We start from the raw sequence: 16,922 nt of genomic DNA, 5'->3' as shown, positions 1-16,922 counted from the left end.
GGTGAGCAGCCTATGTATGTAGCAAATCAAAATGCCGTGCGCGCGCCCTACCCCTCCCACCTCGCGCATGTCCTCAATATCGAGGCGGCCGAGGAGAGCCGCGCCTGGCTCCGGCAATGGGACCAGATAAGCCGGGGGGAACACCGCTCCGGTCGTTGCCCGGCACAGCGAGGAGACTGGGTGTCGCGCGGATCGCGGTCAAGGACGAATCGGTCCGCTCGCCGCTGGGCAGTTTCAAAGCCCTTGGGGCCCCGATCGCGCTGGTCCGGCTGGTTCAACGCCTGTGGCCGGCCGAAAAACTCGACGCTGCCGCCCTGTTCGGTGGGCGTCACCATGCACTGCTAAAAGATCTCACCGTCATCAGCGCGACCGATGGCAACCACGGCCGCGCGCTGGCGGCGGCGGCGCGCTCGCTGGGCTGCCGCTGCGTCGTCGTGCTGCATGCCCACGTCAGCGGGGAGCGGGAACAGGCCATCGCGGCCTGCGGCGCGCACATCATCCGCATCGCAGGCAACTACGACCAGTCCGTCAACGAGGCCGCGCGGCTGGCGACGCAAAACAAGTGGTTCGTCGTTTCCGACACCTCCTACGACGGCTACGAAGACATCCCGCGCGATGTGATGCAAGGGTATGGCACGATCGCCGCCGAGGTCATCGAACAAACCCGCTCTCCCCGCGCAATCCCCGCATTCACCCACGTGTTCATTCAGGGCGGGGTCGGCGGCTTGGCGGCGGGGGTGGCCAGCTATTTTTGGCAGTATCACGGCGCCGACCGCCCCAAGTTCGTCGTCGTCGAACCGGAGCAGGCGGACTGCCTGTGTCAAAGCGCGCTCAGGAATGTCGCGTCGCGGGCCACCGGAACCGTCGATTCCGTCATGGCCGGGCTTGCTTGCGGCGAGGCCTCCCCGCTGGCCTGGCGCATTCTTCAGCCATGCATCGACGCGTTCCTGACCATCGCCGATAGCGACGCGGTCGACGCGATGCGCTTGCTGGCGGCCGGCGGCGGTGACGACGTGCCGATCGTGGCCGGCGAATCCGGGGCGGCCGGCATGGCAGGACTGGCCGTCCTGCTCAACGACCGCAAGAACGCGGAGATGCTCGGCTTGAACGGCGATGCCGGTATCCTGCTCCTCAACACGGAAGGCGCGACAGCCCCGTCGGTGTATGCCGACCTCGCCAGCGTCACGGCGGCCGCTGTGCTGCAACGCCAAGCCGAGCGCTTGTCGCGCGACAGCGCCTGAACCCCATCACAAGGAACCAACATGAATCACACGCTACACGAGGAACTCGTCACCTGGCGCCACCACCTGCACCGGCATCCCGAGACGGGCTTCGAGGAATTCCAGACCGCCGACTACGTCGCGGCCGTGCTGGGCCGCATGGGCATGGAAGTACACCGTTGCATCGGCGGTACCGGGCTGGTGGCCAGCCTGCAGGCCGGCACGAGCGGCCGGGTGATCGGTGTGCGGGCGGACATGGACGCGCTCCATATCGCGGAACAAGCCGACCGGCGCGCACACGCCTCGTGCGAGGCGGGCAAGATGCACGCGTGCGGTCACGACGGCCACATGGCCATGGTGCTCGGCGCGGCCAGGATGCTCTCGGAAACCCGCGACTTCAACGGCACCGTGCGCTTCATTTTCCAACCGGCCGAAGAGCACGGTCGCGGGGCCAAGGCCATGATCGCGGACGGCTTGTTCGAGCGCTTTCCGGTCGACGCCATCTTCGGCACCCACAACATGCCCGGCATTGCCGCAGGCAATTTCGCCACGCGCCCGGCGGGCATCATGGCCAGCGAAGACAATTTCGTGGTCCGCATCAAGGGGCGGGGCACCCACGCGGCAAGGCCGCACATGGGCGCCGATCCAATCGTCGCCGGTGCGCAAGTCGTGCTAGCGCTGCAAACCGTCGTATCCCGCAACGTCGATCCCGGCCTGCAAGCGGTCGTCTCGTGCACCGAATTCATCACCGATGGCATTCGCAATGTGATCCCGTCGAATGTCACCATCAAGGGGGACACCCGCAGCTACGACGTGGAGGTGCAATCCTTGCTGGAACAGCGCATGCGGGAGATCTGCCAGGGCGTCTGCCAGGCCCACGGCGTGGACTGCGAATTCGCGTACACCCACGAGTTCGCCCCGACCGTCAATTCCCCCGAGTATGTCCAGTTGGCGGTCGATGCGGCGACGCGCGTGGTCGGGGCGGCGCGCGTGGACGCGAACGTCAAGCCGATGATGATCTCGGAAGATTTCGGCGCCTTCCTGCGGGTGGTCCCCGGCAATTTTGTATTTATCGGCAACGGCGCCACCGGAGAGGACGGCGGCGTGCCATTGCATAACGCCACTTACGATTTCAACGACCACATCCTCGAAACGGGCGCGCGGTACTTCGCCGAACTAACCCGGCTGGCCCTGCCGCTCGGCTGAGCCGCCTGTTTCCACGACCTATGGAGCTTCTTTGTCAGTCTATCTACACACACCGTTTATTTTCACGCTGGGGGCGCTTGGAGCCGGTTGCCCCATGGCTTTGCTGTTCTGGATCCGCTGTCGCCATGCCTATCGCCGCCATCAGCGCCTGACATTGGCGCTGGCCGAGCAGCAGCGCGCCGCCGCCAGCGCCCATGACGCGTTTTTACAGTCGATGCAAGGACTGCTGCTGGGCTTCCACCACATCGGCCAGCGCCTGCCGGCGGACAACGCGCAGCGCGCCGCCATCGAACGTTTGCTCGACCGGGGCGAGGCCGTCATCGCGGAGTTGAACGACCGGAATTACCCGCCGCCGCAGCGCTGACGACGACCGGGATCGGGATGAAAAAATCCCCGCGCACCTTGCGATGCGCGGGGATCCGGTCATGGCTTCGGGTTAGAAGTTGACTTTGAACGTGGCGCCCCACGTGCGCGGTTCGTTGAGCATGCCGGTCAGGTTGTCGAACTCGATGGCGCTGAGCAGGACGATCTTGTTGGTGATGTTGCGGCCGAAGGCGGCCACTTCATACTTGCCGTCGCCCCATTTGTAGCCGACCCGCACGCCACCTTCAACCAGCGACTTGGCGCGGTATTCCGGCGCGGTGTAGAGGAAGAAGTTGTAGCCGCTGCGATAGCTCCAGTCCGTCAGCGCATACAGTTCGCCGTTGGCGACGTCGGTGCTGTACTTGAGCGTGAAGTTGGCCTGGTGGCGCGGCGCGCGCGGCAGGTCGTTGCCGTCGATCAGGACGTTGCCAGGGAAGCCGACGGCCACCGGATCGGTCGGGGTGCAACCGAGGCCGGCGTTGTTGGCCAGGTTGCCGCAATATTGCACGCGCACCCGCGGGTCCTTGATCTCGGTGTCGTTGAAGCTGTAGCCGGCGGTGGTGCTGAAGCCGTAGCCCAGGTTGGCCTGGAAGTCGAGCTCGACACCCTGGCCGGTGACCTTGTCGGCGTTGAGCAGCTGGTTCATGTTGATGGTGCCGCTGCCGGCGGTCAGCTGCTTGTCCTTGACGCGATACTGGAACACGGCCGCGCTCAGGCGGGCGCGCCTGTCGAACAGGTCCTGCTTGACGCCGGCCTCGAACGACAGCGCCTTTTCGGCGCCGGCCATCGACGGCACGTCGGCCAGGCCGTTGAGGCGCCCCTGCATCGACGGCGCGCGGTAGCCGGTGGCCACGCGGGCGAACAGGTTGGTGTTCTTGTCCAGTTCGTAAGTGCCGCTGGCGTCCCAGCTGATGTTGCTCGAGTCGCTGTTCAACGCGTGCGAGGCCGTCACCAGCGCGTTGGCGGCGTTGAAGTCGGTGCGCGAGGCGCTGAAGTCCTTCTTGTCGCTGGTGTAGCGAACGCCGCCGCGCACTTTCAGTTTCTCGGACACCGTGTAGTTGAGCGAACCGAACGCGGCCCACGACTTCGAATCCTGGAACTGGCGCGCGAAGGCGGTGTTCTGCGGATTGCCAGCAGCGAACGAGTCGAAGCTGATACTGTCGATCTGGATGTTTTCCTTGAAATAGAACAGCCCACCGATCCATTGCAGCGGGCCGGCGTAGTTGGACTCGGCGCGGAACTCTTGCGTGAACTGCTTGTGGTCCGGCAACAAGTCGGCGGTCTCGACCGGGAACGGAATACGGCCCGGGCCGTATGGCGGCGCGAACACGGCGCCATAACCGCCGTCGACGTCGGCGCGGCTGTTGAACTTGAGTTTTTCGTAGCCGGTGATCGAGTGCAGCGTAATATCGCCCGCGTTGTACTTCAGGCGCATGCTGCCGCCCTTGGTTTCCAGCTTCTGGTAGTTGACGCCGTCGGTCGGGTAGGAACCGTAGTCGAAACCGTCAACGATGTCGTTGGTGCCCTGCTTGATGATGTTGGCGCGGAATAGCGTGGCGCTGCCATGGTAGTTGCGCTGGTGGTAGTTAAACAGCGCGCTGAAATCCTTGTTCGGCTGCACCAGCGCCTGAAGGCGGAAGGCGTTGTCGCCGTAGCCTTCGAAGTCCTGGGTGCCCTTGCCCGGGGTCGGGTTGGTGTTGTGCACGCGGTCGTCGCGGTGCTGACTGGTGCCGGAGAAGCGCAACGCAACGGTGTCGCTGACCGGGAAGTTGAACGCGCCTTCGACATTCTTGGCCGAGTAGTTGCCGATGCCCAGCTGCAAATAGCCTTCCTGCTTGAAGACCGGCTTGGCCGAGTCGAACTTGATCACGCCGGCCGGGGAGTTACGGCCGAACAGCGTGCCCTGCGGGCCGCGCAGCACTTCGACCTGGTCGACGTCGAATACCGGGAAGCCCTTGAGCATGGCGTTTTCCTGGACGATGTCGTCCATCACGTAGCCGACCGGCTGCGAGGCGTTCAGGTCGAAGTCGGTGTTGCCCAGGCCGCGAATGTAGAAGCGCGGGAAGGCGCGGCCGTAGTCCGATTCGATGTTCAGGGAGGGCGAGCGGCCCGACAGCACGCGGATGTCGCCGGCGCCGGAGGTCAGCACGTCGAGCTTGTCGCCTTTGATGGTGGCGATCGACATCGGCACGTCCTTGATGTTCTCGGCGCGGCGCTGCGCGGTCACGATCACGGTTTCCAGCTGGTTGCCGGTGCTGCCGGTGGCGGCGGGCGCAGCCGCAGCGTCTTGTCCCTCAGCGGCTGCCGGCTGGGCGTTCGCGCCCGCTTCGGTGGCCAGGGCCATGTGCAGCGGGAAGGCGCTCGCCACGGCCAGGGCGATCAACGACCGCGCTGCGAAACCACTACTGTTCTTGCTCATAAATGCTGCTCCCGGTTGTATAAGTTTGGATGGTATTTGTAGTTATTCCGATCATCCTAGCATGGAAAAAAATGACATAAACCTACTTTTTCCATGGTTCGATTCATATCTATTTTATATAAATGACTAAATAAAATCGAATTTGTCGTACATATCCACGGTGATGCATAGTGACGGATTGCCTAAAAAATAGCCGATTCCCCAGCGGAAACGCTGGTGGCTTGCAGCAATGAAGGGTATTTGAGAATGACAGGGGGCCGCTGGCACAGCCCGCTTGATGCGTGGCGCCCGGCTTATCCGAACGGCAGGAAGTTTTTCCAATAGGACAAAAAGCAACAATACAAAAATATTTAATTTGGCGCCGACTGTTGCGGCAGTGCGACATAGGCGGCGGGGACGGACCTGACCGGCGCGCAAGACGGGTTGACGCGCGCTGCAATTTAAACAAGCTTTCGACGCGCCGTGGTGGCGGGAAGCGGCCAAGTCAGAGGTAACGCTCTAAAAATCAGGGGTTTGCCGCTATAAAACGGCACCGGATTATATGTTTCGTCCAATAAAAATATACAATATCGATCTTCCAGGAGCCTACTCATGAAACTTTCACAACTTAGTTTGACGGTTGCAGCCATCTGTATCGCTGCCAGCGCGTCCGCGGCGGATCCAAAACTGGCCATCGTGTATGACGCGGGCGGCAAGTTCGACAAATCGTTCAACCAGTCCGCTTTTGAAGGCGCCTCGCGCTTCAAGAAGGAAACCAATATCAATTTCACCGAGGTGCAAGCCTCCAGCGACACCCAGGCCGAGCAAGTGCTGCGCGGCCTCGCGCGCAAGAACATGGACTTGATCGCCTCGATCGGCTTCGCCCAGCAGTCGGCCGTGCAGAAGGTCGCCAAGGAATTCCCGAAGGTGCGTTTCGTGCTGATCGACGGCGTGGCGCAAGGCGCCAACATCAATTCGATCACCTTCAAGGAAGAAGAAGGCTCGTACCTGGTCGGCGTGGCCGCCGCGATGGCGTCCAAAACCAAAAAACTCGGCTTCATCGGCGGCGTCGACATCCCGCTGATCCGCACCTTCGCCTGCGGCTACACCCAGGGCGCGAAGGCGGTCGACAAAAAGGTCGACGTCACCTCCAACATGGTCGGCACCACCGCCGACTCGTGGAACAACCCTGCCAAGGGCGGTGAGCTGGCCCGCTCGCAGTTCGACCGCGGCGTCGACGTGGTATTCGCGGTGGCCGGCGGTTCGGGCCTGGGCACGCTGCAGACGGCCAAGGAAAAAGGCAAGCTGGCCATCGGCGTCGACTCCAACCAGAACCACCTGTATCCGGGTGCGATCCTGACTTCGATGGTCAAGCGCGTCGACAACGCCGTCTACGACTCCTTCATGCAGGTCAAGGCCGGCACCTGGAAGGCCGGCGTGACCGCCAAGGGCATCAAGGAAGGCGGCGTCGATTGGGCGCTGGACGCCAACAATCGTTCGCTGATCACGCCGGAGATCGAAAAGCGCGTGCTGGGCGCGCGCAAGGACATCATCGACGGCAAAGTGAAGGTCTTCGATATCCGTTCCGGCGCGGCCTGCCCGGTCTGACACCAGTTTGAACACGAGCGCGCCGCCGGGGTTGTCCCCCGAGCGGCGCGTTTAACGTTTTAAGCGTTTAGTGTTTTACGCGTTTACTATCTAACCGAACCGAAAACGACCCTATGCAGCCAGCAGTAGAATTTCGCGGCATCTCCAAGCATTTCGGAGCTGTCAAGGCGAACACGGATGTCAGCTTCGCCATCGCCAAGGGATCGATCCACGGCCTAGTGGGCGAGAACGGCGCCGGCAAATCGACCCTGATGAGTATCCTGTACGGCTACTACCGCGCCGACGGCGGGGAGATCCTGCTCGATGGCCAGGCGCGTCGCATCCACAACAGCCAGGAGGCGATCGCGCTCGGCATCGGCATGGTGCACCAGCACTTCATGCTGGTCGAGAACATGACGGTGCTCGACAACGTCATGCTGGGCAGCGAGGGCGGGTTCAAGCTCCAATCGAAGCGCGCCGCCGTCGAGGCAAAGCTGCGCGAGATCTGCGCGCGCTACCAGCTCGACGTCGATCCGCTGGCCACCATCCACGACCTGTCGGTGGGCGCGCAGCAGCGCGTCGAGATCCTCAAGCAGATCTACCGCAGCGCCAACATCCTGATCCTCGACGAGCCGACCGCCGTGCTGACGGCGCAGGAAACCGCGTCGCTGTTCGAGATCCTGCGCCTGTTCAAGGAACAGGGCAAGACCATCATCCTGATCACCCACAAGCTGCAGGAAATCCTCGACATCACCGACACCGTCACCGTGATGCGCGGCGGCCGCGTGATCGGCGCCTTGCCGACCGCCGGCACCACCAAGGAAGACCTGGCCAACATGATGGTCGGCCGTCCGATCGAGAACAACCTGCCGCGCGCGCCCTACAATCCCGGCGCGCCGGTGCTGCGCGTCGAGAACCTTCAGCTCAGCGATGACCAGCAGGTCAAGCTGCTGGCCGATATCGGCTTCACCCTGCGCGCCGGCGAGATCGTCGCCATCGCCGGCGTCTCCGGAAACGGCCAAAGCGAATTGATGGAGATCCTGTCGGGCATGCGCCTGCCGACCTCCGGCAAGCTGGAATTCCTCGGCAAGGACCTGCCGTACGCCGGCCGCTCGGATCCGGACGGCCTGCCGCGCACTTTCCGCGAACTGGGCATCGCCCACGTGCCGGAGGACCGCCTGCGCGACGGCGTCGTCAAGGCCTTCTCGGTCATGCACAACACCATCCTCGGCTACCAGGACAAGCTGAAAAACAAATGGGGCCTGCTTAACTTCAAGGCCATCGCGGCGCGCTGCGACGCGCTGATGAAAAGCTTCGACGTACGGCCCGACAACCACGACCTGCGTATCGGCCTGCTCTCCGGCGGCAACCAGCAGAAAGTGGTGATCGCGCGCGAAGTGCTGGCGCAGCCCAAGCTGATGCTGGTGGGCCAGCCCACGCGCGGCGTCGACATCGGCACCATCGAGAGCATCCACAAACAGCTGCTGGCCCTGCGCGACTCCGGCGTGGCCATCCTGCTGGTGTCGGTCGAACTGGAGGAAGTGCGCGCGCTGGCGGACCGCATCCTCGTCATGTGCGGCGGCCGCATCACCGGCGAACTGAAAATTGAAGAATTCGACACGACCCGTATCGGCTTGCTGATGGGCGGAATGCACAAATCATGAACAAAGACCTGCCACGCTGGGCGACCGCGTTTGCCCTGCCCCTTCTGAACCTGGTGTCCGCACTGCTGGTGACCGCGCTGGTGATCCACCTGCTGGGCGAAAGTCCGACCGAATCGCTGGCGATCCTGATCAACAGCGCCGTCGTCAATCCGGAAGGCTTGAGCTACACGCTGTTCTACGCTTCCACTTTCATCTTCACCGGTCTGGCCGTGTCGATCGCCATGGAAGCGGGCCTGTTCAACATCGGCGCCGAAGGCCAGATGTACTTCGCCGGCCTTGGCCTGACACTGGCGATGCTGACCTTCGACATCACCTTGCCGGCGTTGGTGCTGATCCCGGTCGGCATGATCGGCTCCGCGCTGTTCGGCGCGCTGTGGGCCTTCGTGCCCGGCTATCTGCAAGCGAAGCGCGGCAGCCACGTGGTGGTCACCACCATCATGTTCAACTACATCGCCGCCGCGCTGATGAACACCGTGATCGTCAAGCTGGTGCCGGCGGGCGAGCAAAATCCTGCCAGCCGCTCGTTCGCGGCCGCCGCCGAAATGCCGCGCCTGAACCAATGGTTCCCGGTGCTGGGCGAGACGCCGCTCAACATCAGCTTCTTCCTGGCGATCATCGCGCTGGTGATCTACGGCGTGGTGGTGTCGCGCTCCTCGTGGGGCTTCAAGCTGCGCGCCACGGGCTTGAACAAGCACGCCGCCCACTACGCGGGCATCCGCATCAGCAAGATGATCATCATCGTTATGCTGATCTCGGGCGCGCTGGCCGGTCTCGGATCGGTCAATTCCATCATGGGTTCGACCCACTACCTGTCGCTCAACTTCGTCGGCGGCGCGGGCTTCATCGGCATCGCCATCGCGCTGATGGGCCGCCAGCATCCGGTCGGCATCTTCCTGTCGGCGGTGCTGTTCGGCGCGCTGACCCAGGGCGGCTTCGACCTGTCGCTGGAGAAGCAGAACATCCCGCCGGAGACGGTGATCCTGGTGCAGGGATTGATCATCCTGTTCTGCGGCGCGATGGAAAACCTGTACGCGCCGGTGATCGCCAAAATGCTCAAACTGAAGAAGTGAGGACACTATGACTTTTGACGACCTCCATATCGGCAGTATCCTGGTATCGACCGTGCGCAACGCGCCGGTGCTGATTTTCGCCGGCATGGCCGGCCTGTTCGCCGAGCGCTCGGGCGTGATCGACATCGGCCTGGAAGGCAAAATCCTGGCGTCGGCGTTCGTCTCGGCGGCCGTCGCCTTCACCACGCAGAACCCGTGGTACGGCGTCATGGCCGGCATCGTGGTGTCGATGCTGCTGGCCAGCCTGCAGGCCTACATCGCCATCACCCAGAAGGGCAACCAGCTGGTGGCCGGCATCGCCATCAACATCGCCATGAGCGGCCTGACCTTCGTCGTCGCGCAGTACATCTTCCAGCAGGGCGGCCGCACGCCGGACCTCGGGTCCGCGCGGCTGTTCGACGTGGTGCTGCCCGGAACGGCGGCGGTCGAGGGCATCCCGGTCATCGGCTGGGTGTACGCGCATCTGATCGGCGGCCATTCGGTGCTGGTGTACATGGCCTTCGCGCTGGTGCCGCTGGTGCACTGGATCGTTTATCACAGCCGCTTCGGCCTGCGCCTGCGCGCCTGTGGCGAGAACCCGCACGCGGCCGACGCGGCGGGCGTGAGCGTCGAGCGCCAGCGCTACATGGCGATGCTGATTGCCGGTTTCCTGTGCTCGTTCGCTGGCGCCTACCTGTCGATCGTGCAGAGTGGCTTCTTCCTGCGCGACATGTCGGCCGGCGCCGGCTACCTGGCGCTGACCGCGATGGTGTTCGGTAACTGGCGTCCGCTGTACACCTTCCTGGGCTGCCTGATGTTCGGCTTCTTCGGCGCGGTGCAAATCCAGATCGAAGGCGTGGAACTGCCTGGCATCGGCCGCCTGCCGGGCGCGATGATCCAGATGGTGCCGTACGTGCTGACCGTGATCGTGCTGGCCGGCTTGATGGCCAAGTCGGTGGCGCCGAAATCGCTCGGCATCCCGTTCGTCAAGTCGCGCTAAGCGCGCGCTCCCCTAGCGGAACTCCCGCATATACACCAGCAGATCGGCGATCTGCTGGTCGTCGCTGATGCCCCAGAACCGCATGCTGGTCCCCGGCACCACGTCGTGCGGCGCGCGCATGTAGGCGGCCAGCTTTTGCTCGGTCCAGACGATGCCTGATTTCTTCATCGCTTCGGAATATTTGAAATCTGGCGTGGCAGCGGCTTTGCGGCCGATGATACCGTTCAGCTGCGGGCCATAGCCGGCCTGCGCGTAGGGGCCGACCTGATGGCACGAGGCGCACTTGCGGAACGCCGCTTGGCCTGCCTTGGCGTTGCCGACGTAACTGGCGGCGCCAGCGTGGCTTGAGAGGAGCAAGGCCGCTATCGCAGCGACGAGTATCCTACTAATGAAGTGCATTGATACTTTCTATAATTGCTCCAACGGATAATGTATCTTGTCGTAGCTGCTAACCATTTCCGCTAACAATTCCAATAATCCCGCCAAGGTATGGTGTTCATCTTCCCCCATCACATCCAGTACCCGGTTCATCAATGCGACAGTGTGATCATAGTCTGTTTCGGTTTTGATCGGCCTCAGCCTCGCGATGTGGTCGAACTCCTGCCATGCCGCAGCCAGGGCCATGCCATCGATTTTCTCAACGCTGGTTTTCATGATTAGAACTTTAAACCTTTTCTGTCGATCGAGCATTCGGAAACTCCAATGAGGCTCACATTGCTACAGAGATACGTAGGGCGGATTAGGCGGAACGCCGTAATCCGCCATTGCGTGCATCAGAGGTCATATCGAGTGCGCGATCCAAATTTAGCGCAGCAGGTGCAGCGCGGCGTATTGCAGCAGCATGATGGTTTTGCCGTCGGCGATTTCTCCGGAGGCCATCATCGCCATCGCCTGCTCCATCGTCAGCTCCAGAACTTCGATGTCCTCACCCTCTTCCGCCACCCCGCCGCCGGCGCCGGGACGCGAGGCCGGATCGTATTCGGCGACGAAGAAGTGCAGCCGCTCGGTGACCGATCCGGGACTCATGAACGCTTCGAACACTTTGTGCACTTCGCCGATGCGGTAGCCCGTCTCCTCCTCCACCTCCGCCTTGATGCGCACTTCCGGCGTGGCCTGGTCCAGCAGCCCGGCCGGCGCCTCGATCAAAAAGCCGGGGTGCCCCTCGACATACGCCGGAAAGCGGAACTGCCGCACCAGCACCACGGTGCGCCGCTCGCGGTTGTAAAGCAGGATCGTGGCGCCATGGCCGCGATCATAGGTTTCGCGCGACTGGCGCTGCCACGTGCCGTCGCTACGGCGATAGTCGAACGTCGTCTTTTTCAGCACGAACCAGTCGTCGGACAAAGTTTCGACTTTGTGAATGCGGATGCGGTCTTCGGGCATGGCGGCCTTCCTTTTTTTGATTGCGTATTTTTAAGATATCATGCAATATCGTGCAATATCAAGATAATTCATGCAAACCATGCTAACACGTCAACGCAAGGAACTACTGCTCTCCCGCCTGAAACAGGATGGTCAGATTGTCGCCAAATCGCTGAGCGAGGAATTGGGATTGTCGGAGGATACGATACGCCGCGACCTGCGGGAGCTGGCAGGCGAAGGTTTGCTGCAGCGGGTGCACGGCGGCGCCCTGCCGTTGGCGGCGCCGCTGCCCGCATCGCCGGCGATGGGCAACTTCGCCGAGCGCCAGCAAATATCGAGCGACGCCAAACCGGCCATCGCGCGCGCGGCCGCCGCCATGATCAAGCCGGGGCAAGTGGTATTTATCGACGGCGGCACGACAGCGGTCCAGCTGGCGCGCCATTTGCCAGCCGACCTGAAATGCACCGTCGTCACCCACAGTCCCAGCATCGCGGTCGAACTGACGGAGCATCCGCTGATCGCGGTGATCATCATCGGCGGCCACCTGTTCAAGCATTCGATCGTCGCCATGGGACCGGCCGCGCTGGAGGCCATCGCGCAGATTCGCACCGACATCTACTTCATGGGCGTGTGCAGCCTGCATCCGGAGCAAGGCATCAGTACCGGCGACTACGACGAAGCGGGCGTCAAACGCGCGATCGCGGCAGCGGCGCAAAAAACGGTGGTGCTGGCGTCGCCGGAAAAACTGGACACCGCATCACCGTTCCAGATCGCGCCGATGCAAAGCGTGGGCGCGATCATCGTCAACGCCGGCGTATCCGACGCCCTGCTGGCGCCCTACCGCGCCATGGGTATCGAGGTGGTGCTGGCCGGCTGACCACTCAAGGCCAGATGGCTTTGAGGACCGCGGCCAAACGATAGCCGCCCAGTGTCAGCTGCGTCCTGGCGTCGGCCGATGTCGGCACCGGATAGTCATCGGGCACCGACACAGGCCACACGCCGTACACCGCGCCACTGCTCTTGCTGGTCTGCCTGGATATCGCACCCGGAACCACGCCGTTGTAAGCGCGCTTGGACACCACCAACGCTTGTTCGGCCCACCGGTACGGCCAGTTCACCGGATCGCCGCCGTCGACGGCCACAGTCGGATTGGCCGCGATGACCGCTTCCGCGAACTGCTGCGGCGAGCGCGCATCGATGCGGCGGAAGGCGTAGTTCACCGTCGTGCCATCCCAATACGAATGCAACGGACGGGTGGCCCTCGGCGGGCGCGGCGGCCCTGGTGGGTCGACGTTTTCAGCCTCCGGCGGCGGAATCAGGCGTCCGCTGCTCTCGCCCAGTTTGACCTCATCGAGCAGCAGATTATTGCCGCCTTGCGTGGCGAACGCCTCGCCGGCATCCAACTGCGCCTGCCCCGCCGGCACGACGAAACCGCCGTCCTTGCCGACATACGCTTCGCCTACGTGCAGCGGTTGCGCGATATCGCCCGTCAGGTGAGCCAGCATCAGCAAGGCCTGGCGCGGCGTGAAGTTGTGCGGATTGGTGGCCTTGTCGCCCTTGCCCTGCAAAATGGCGATGCACTGCTTGAGCGTTTGCACGATGTCGTCGTCGGCGGTGCCGAGCGCGTGGTCGTGGTACTCCGTCAGCTGGAACGGCACGTTGGTGTAGTGATACTCGGTATGCCGGGGATTGGCTGCGACGTAGGCTTCCATCTCGGTAGTCTGCGGGCCGCAATAAGTCCCCTTGACGCAGTCGGCCCAGATGGCGACCTTCTCCAGGGTCTCGCCGGGCAGCAGCAAGGCCTGCACGCGCTTTTCGGCGTTGCTACCCTTGATCAGCTGATCGGCGATGGCGCCGACCGCACGGTGGCCGTCATTACCCCACGCCTGCGCGTTCAACGAGACGAGTGCGCAGGCGCCGCCAAGCGCCGTCACCAACAATAGCTTCTTCATTCCGCTTTGCCTTTTACAGGTTTGGGATACTGCTTGTTGATGTCGAGCGCCTGCGCGTACTGCGAGCTCCAGATCTGCTCCTGCGTCGCCGCCAGGCGCTGCGCCATTTTCTCGTTGCGCATCACCACTTCCATATTACGCGACAAATCCATGTAGCCGCCTGCCCAGTTGCTGGTGCCGACCCACGCGATCTGATTATCGATCACCATGGTCTTGCTGTGGATGACGCGCGCGAACGGAATGAAGCCGTCCGACGCCACCGGTATCGTCACCACGCGGATCTCCACGTTCGGCAGCATCGCCAGGCTTTTCAGGTAGGCTTGCGCCGGCTGTTCCAGGTTCCAATTGGATACCATCAGCTTGATCTTGACGCCGCGGTTGGCGGCGGCGCGCACCGCGTTGTCGATCACGGCGTAGTAGGGCCGCGTGCCCTTCGGACCATAACTGAGCGGCGCGTAGTCGAGCAGCTGGATGCGCACTTCGCTCTTGGCGTCGGCCAGCAGCGCCGGCAAGCCGGACTCGGAGTCGCCGATGCCGGCCGGGTTGTAACGGTTGGGACTCGCCAGGAGGAAGGTCTCCTGGCGATAGTTGGGCGCGGCGGCGGGTGTACTGGCAGCCGCGTTCAGCGCCGGCACCGCCGTGCCCTGCTCCGTCAGCGCCTGCGCGCGCCAGTCCTGGTTGAACACCGCCAGCACCTGGCCGACGAGCTTCGGATCGGTGATGCGCAGTCCCGTCTCGTGGATATGCTCGAAGGAGCGCCAGTCGAAGTTCTGGCTGCCGATAAACGCGGTGGCGCCATCGACCACCATGTACTTGGCGTGGATGATGCCGTTGCCGGTCAACTTGCTGAAATCGAGGATGCGCAGTTCCAGGTTCGGAATCGCCCGCAACTGGTCCAGGGTTGGCTTCTCCGACAGGCCGATGCCTTTCTGTTCAAGCAGGAAGCGGATCTTGACGCCGCGCTTGCCGGCCGCCGCCAGGCGCTCGACCACCTTGTCGAACACGCTGCCCGGCTTGTTGACCGCGTAGAACTGGCCGATCACGATCTCGGTCTTGGCGTTGTCGAACATCTCGCTCCACACCGTCGCGGGATCGCGCAGGTCGTCGCTGCGCAGCGGTGTTTCGACGGGCGCAGTCTGCACCAGTTCAAAGCCGGGCATGGAAAACTCGGCACGGGCCGGCGCGGCCGATGCCAGCAGCGCGGGCACGACAACGGAAAGTAAAATACGACGCATAGCGGTAACTCCAATGAATATGTTTAGTCTTGACTACCGCAGGCGCCTGATGCGCTGCTGCGTTTCGGCCTTGCCGGCCGGCTTGCCCGCCTCTTCGCGCTTGACCAGATAAGCGGTCAGCGCATCGACGGCGAGGATGCCCGTTTCGGCGCGGTTCGCGCCATTGGCGAACATCGGAAAAGCATCTCCGCCTTCGGCCAGGAAGTTATTCACCATCACCCGGTACGACGACTCCCTCTGCAGCGGTACGCCGTTCAACGTCACGCTGTCAGGCACCACTTTGCTGCCCTCGCCGCGCTTCGCATCCCACTGGTAGGTGAAGCCCTCGGACACCTGCAACAGCCCGCGCCAAGAGTCGCGCCCGCCGAGCCACTGCTGCTCCAGCAGCTCGTGGATCTGCCACCCTTTCAGGTTCATCGCCACCAGCTTGTTCGCGAACGGCAGGACCACCTGCGCCTGGCCGACGGTGACGCGGTTGCCCGCGCCACTTTCCAGATCCTTGCGGATGCCGCCGTTGTTCATGAAAGCGATCTGCACGCCGAAGGGACGGCCCGCCGCCAGCACCGAGTCGGCCACCAGATCGCCCAGCGGCGACTCGCCGTTGTCATCGAGACCGCGTTCCACGCTGGGCACGGCCAGCGCCGCCACCGGACGCGCAAGTTGCGCCGCGCTGCGCTCGCGCGCCGTCTTGAGATACGCATCGAGCGCCGGATCGGCGGGCCAGGTGCCGGGCACCATCACCTCCTGCGTGGCGCTGACGTCGCGCAGCGTGTTGGTGGCGGTATCGACCCGCAGCTTGATGCGCGCCATCACATGGCCCGCCGAATCGGACTGCGTCACCAGACGGCCGTCCACCCGGCACAGATAGCCCTTGTGCGAGTGGCCGCTGACCACCACCCGGATCGCCGGATCGAGGCGTTTGACGACATCGACGACCGGCCCTTTCAGCTGACTGCAATCCTGCTGGTCGAACTTCTCGACGGTGGTGCCGCCCTGGTGCAGCAGCACGACGAACACGCCGACGCCCTGCTGGCGCAGTTCCGGCAGTTGGCGGTTGATGGCGTCCGCCTCGTCGATGAATTGGAGGCCGGCGATGCCCGAGGCCAGCGAGGTTTCGGCGGTCTCGCGCAACACGGTGCCGATGAAGGCCACCTTGACGCCATGCGCCGTCTCGATCCTGTAGGCCGGCAGGATCGGCTTGCGGGTGACCATGTCGATCACGTTCGCCGCCAGATAACTGAATTTCGCGCCGGCGTAGTCCGGGTCGAACTTGCAGGCCTTGTCGGCGCGCGGCGATTTGCAGCCGCCCTTCTGCTGGCGCAGCAGCTCGACACGGCCGGCGTCGAATTCGTGATTGCCGACGGTGCTCGCGCGCAGCCCCAATAAATCCATCGCGGCCATGGTCGGCTCGTCGGCCCACATCGACGAAATGGCCGGACTGGCGCCGATCAAATCGCCGGCGCCCACCAGCAGCAGTTCCGGGTCCTGCTTGCGCCAGGCCTGCAACGCCGCGCCCAGCGTATCGATACCGCCCGCCATCACCGTGCGCGCGTCGCGGTTTCGCACGCTATCCCACACGTATTTGCTCGGTTCGAGGTTGCCGTGGAAGTCGTTGAGCGTGACCAGTTGCACCTCGACGACGCCGGGCGGCAACGGCGGCGACAAAAACGCGCAGCCGCCGGACAAGGCCGCCAGCGCGCCCACCAACACGGCGCGGGCGACGGAACTCAATGGTTTAGTCATTACTGATCAACTCGGAAATAATCAAATATTGTACAGCCCGGGCCGGGCGAAAAACGCCGCCGGGCCCGGTGAAAATATTACGTTACAAACCGTCCCGGCATAAAAAAACGGCTGATGTCGCCACCAGCCGTTTTCGGATCAGA

The 16,922-nt window shown here is 63.3% G+C and carries 14 protein-coding genes and 1 pseudogene; 8 read left to right on the top strand and 7 right to left on the bottom strand.

All coding sequences use genetic code 11. From position 1 onward, the window contains the following. The first annotated feature begins 12 nt into the window (after nucleotides 1–12). The 3 genes and pseudogenes from AC0IYS_RS06495 (at nucleotide 13) to AC0IYS_RS06485 (ending at nucleotide 2,790) form a co-directional block, all read left to right on the top strand. Nucleotides 13–1,241: pseudogene (locus AC0IYS_RS06495) on the top strand (diaminopropionate ammonia-lyase). A gap of 21 nt (nucleotides 1,242–1,262) precedes the next feature. After that, the gene (locus AC0IYS_RS06490) at nucleotides 1,263–2,426 is read left to right on the top strand and encodes a M20 aminoacylase family protein (protein ID WP_471704399.1); all 1,164 of its coding nucleotides are present in this window, start codon (nucleotides 1,263–1,265) and stop codon (nucleotides 2,424–2,426) included. Between the two features lie 94 nt (nucleotides 2,427–2,520). Continuing rightward, nucleotides 2,521–2,790 carry a hypothetical protein gene (locus AC0IYS_RS06485; RefSeq protein ID WP_471704398.1) on the top strand — a complete coding sequence of 90 codons (270 nt, stop codon included), beginning with the start codon at nucleotides 2,521–2,523 and terminating at the stop codon, nucleotides 2,788–2,790. Nucleotides 2,791–2,862: 72 nt separating this feature from the next. On the opposite strand, the gene AC0IYS_RS06480 is transcribed toward AC0IYS_RS06485, so the two are convergent. After that, nucleotides 2,863–5,208 carry a TonB-dependent receptor gene (locus AC0IYS_RS06480; RefSeq protein ID WP_471704397.1) on the bottom strand — a complete coding sequence of 782 codons (2,346 nt, stop codon included), beginning with the start codon at nucleotides 5,206–5,208 and terminating at the stop codon, nucleotides 2,863–2,865. A gap of 591 nt (nucleotides 5,209–5,799) precedes the next feature. Here AC0IYS_RS06480 and AC0IYS_RS06475 point away from each other — a divergent pair. From AC0IYS_RS06475 to AC0IYS_RS06460, 4 genes are all read left to right on the top strand, one after another. Beyond that, nucleotides 5,800–6,795, top strand: coding sequence for a BMP family lipoprotein (locus AC0IYS_RS06475; RefSeq protein WP_471704396.1), 996 nt, complete (start codon nucleotides 5,800–5,802; stop codon nucleotides 6,793–6,795). A 113-nt stretch (nucleotides 6,796–6,908) separates the two neighbouring features. Then, on the top strand, nucleotides 6,909–8,438 hold the full coding sequence (locus AC0IYS_RS06470) for an ABC transporter ATP-binding protein (RefSeq protein WP_471704395.1): 1,530 nt from the start codon (nucleotides 6,909–6,911) through the stop codon (nucleotides 8,436–8,438). Continuing rightward, the gene (locus tag AC0IYS_RS06465; protein ID WP_471704394.1) at nucleotides 8,435–9,508 is read left to right on the top strand and encodes an ABC transporter permease; all 1,074 of its coding nucleotides are present in this window, start codon (nucleotides 8,435–8,437) and stop codon (nucleotides 9,506–9,508) included. Before AC0IYS_RS06470 ends, AC0IYS_RS06465 begins: the two co-directional genes overlap by 4 nt. A gap of 7 nt (nucleotides 9,509–9,515) precedes the next feature. Further along, entirely contained in the window at nucleotides 9,516–10,487 is a 972-nt protein-coding gene (locus AC0IYS_RS06460; RefSeq protein WP_315212049.1) for an ABC transporter permease, read from the top strand. Nucleotides 10,488–10,499: 12 nt separating this feature from the next. Here the strand turns inward: AC0IYS_RS06460 and AC0IYS_RS06455 are convergent, their stop codons facing one another. The 3 genes from AC0IYS_RS06455 to AC0IYS_RS06445 all read right to left on the bottom strand — a co-directional run bounded on the left by AC0IYS_RS06455 (nucleotide 10,500) and on the right by AC0IYS_RS06445 (nucleotide 11,870). Further along, nucleotides 10,500–10,886 carry a c-type cytochrome gene (locus AC0IYS_RS06455; RefSeq protein ID WP_471704393.1) on the bottom strand — a complete coding sequence of 129 codons (387 nt, stop codon included), beginning with the start codon at nucleotides 10,884–10,886 and terminating at the stop codon, nucleotides 10,500–10,502. A 9-nt stretch (nucleotides 10,887–10,895) separates the two neighbouring features. Continuing rightward, complete coding sequence (locus AC0IYS_RS06450; protein ID WP_471704392.1) at nucleotides 10,896–11,177, bottom strand: hypothetical protein; 282 nt, start codon at nucleotides 11,175–11,177, stop codon at nucleotides 10,896–10,898. Nucleotides 11,178–11,291: 114 nt separating this feature from the next. Next, nucleotides 11,292–11,870: an NUDIX domain-containing protein gene (locus AC0IYS_RS06445; RefSeq protein WP_315212052.1), complete on the bottom strand. Its 579-nt coding sequence runs from the start codon at nucleotides 11,868–11,870 to the stop codon at nucleotides 11,292–11,294. A 79-nt stretch (nucleotides 11,871–11,949) separates the two neighbouring features. Here AC0IYS_RS06445 and AC0IYS_RS06440 point away from each other — a divergent pair, with 79 nt between their 5' ends. Continuing rightward, entirely contained in the window at nucleotides 11,950–12,726 is a 777-nt protein-coding gene (locus AC0IYS_RS06440) for a DeoR/GlpR family DNA-binding transcription regulator (RefSeq protein WP_471708808.1), read from the top strand. A 4-nt stretch (nucleotides 12,727–12,730) separates the two neighbouring features. Here the strand turns inward: AC0IYS_RS06440 and AC0IYS_RS06435 are convergent, their stop codons facing one another. From AC0IYS_RS06435 to AC0IYS_RS06425, 3 genes are read right to left on the bottom strand one after another with little or no spacing between them, the layout of a single operon-like run. Beyond that, nucleotides 12,731–13,801, bottom strand: a complete 1,071-nt coding sequence (locus AC0IYS_RS06435) for a S1/P1 nuclease (protein WP_471704391.1) — start codon at nucleotides 13,799–13,801, stop codon at nucleotides 12,731–12,733. After that, nucleotides 13,798–15,036, bottom strand: coding sequence for a phospholipase D-like domain-containing protein (locus tag AC0IYS_RS06430; RefSeq protein WP_471704390.1), 1,239 nt, complete (start codon nucleotides 15,034–15,036; stop codon nucleotides 13,798–13,800). Before AC0IYS_RS06430 ends, AC0IYS_RS06435 begins: the two co-directional genes overlap by 4 nt. 33 nt (nucleotides 15,037–15,069) lie before the next feature. Then, the gene (locus AC0IYS_RS06425; protein ID WP_471704389.1) at nucleotides 15,070–16,779 is read right to left on the bottom strand and encodes a bifunctional metallophosphatase/5'-nucleotidase; all 1,710 of its coding nucleotides are present in this window, start codon (nucleotides 16,777–16,779) and stop codon (nucleotides 15,070–15,072) included. Nucleotides 16,780–16,922 lie beyond the last annotated feature (143 nt).

The organism is Duganella sp. AC237, assembly GCF_979254035.1.
This window is presented reverse-complemented; position numbering and strand designations above follow the sequence as displayed.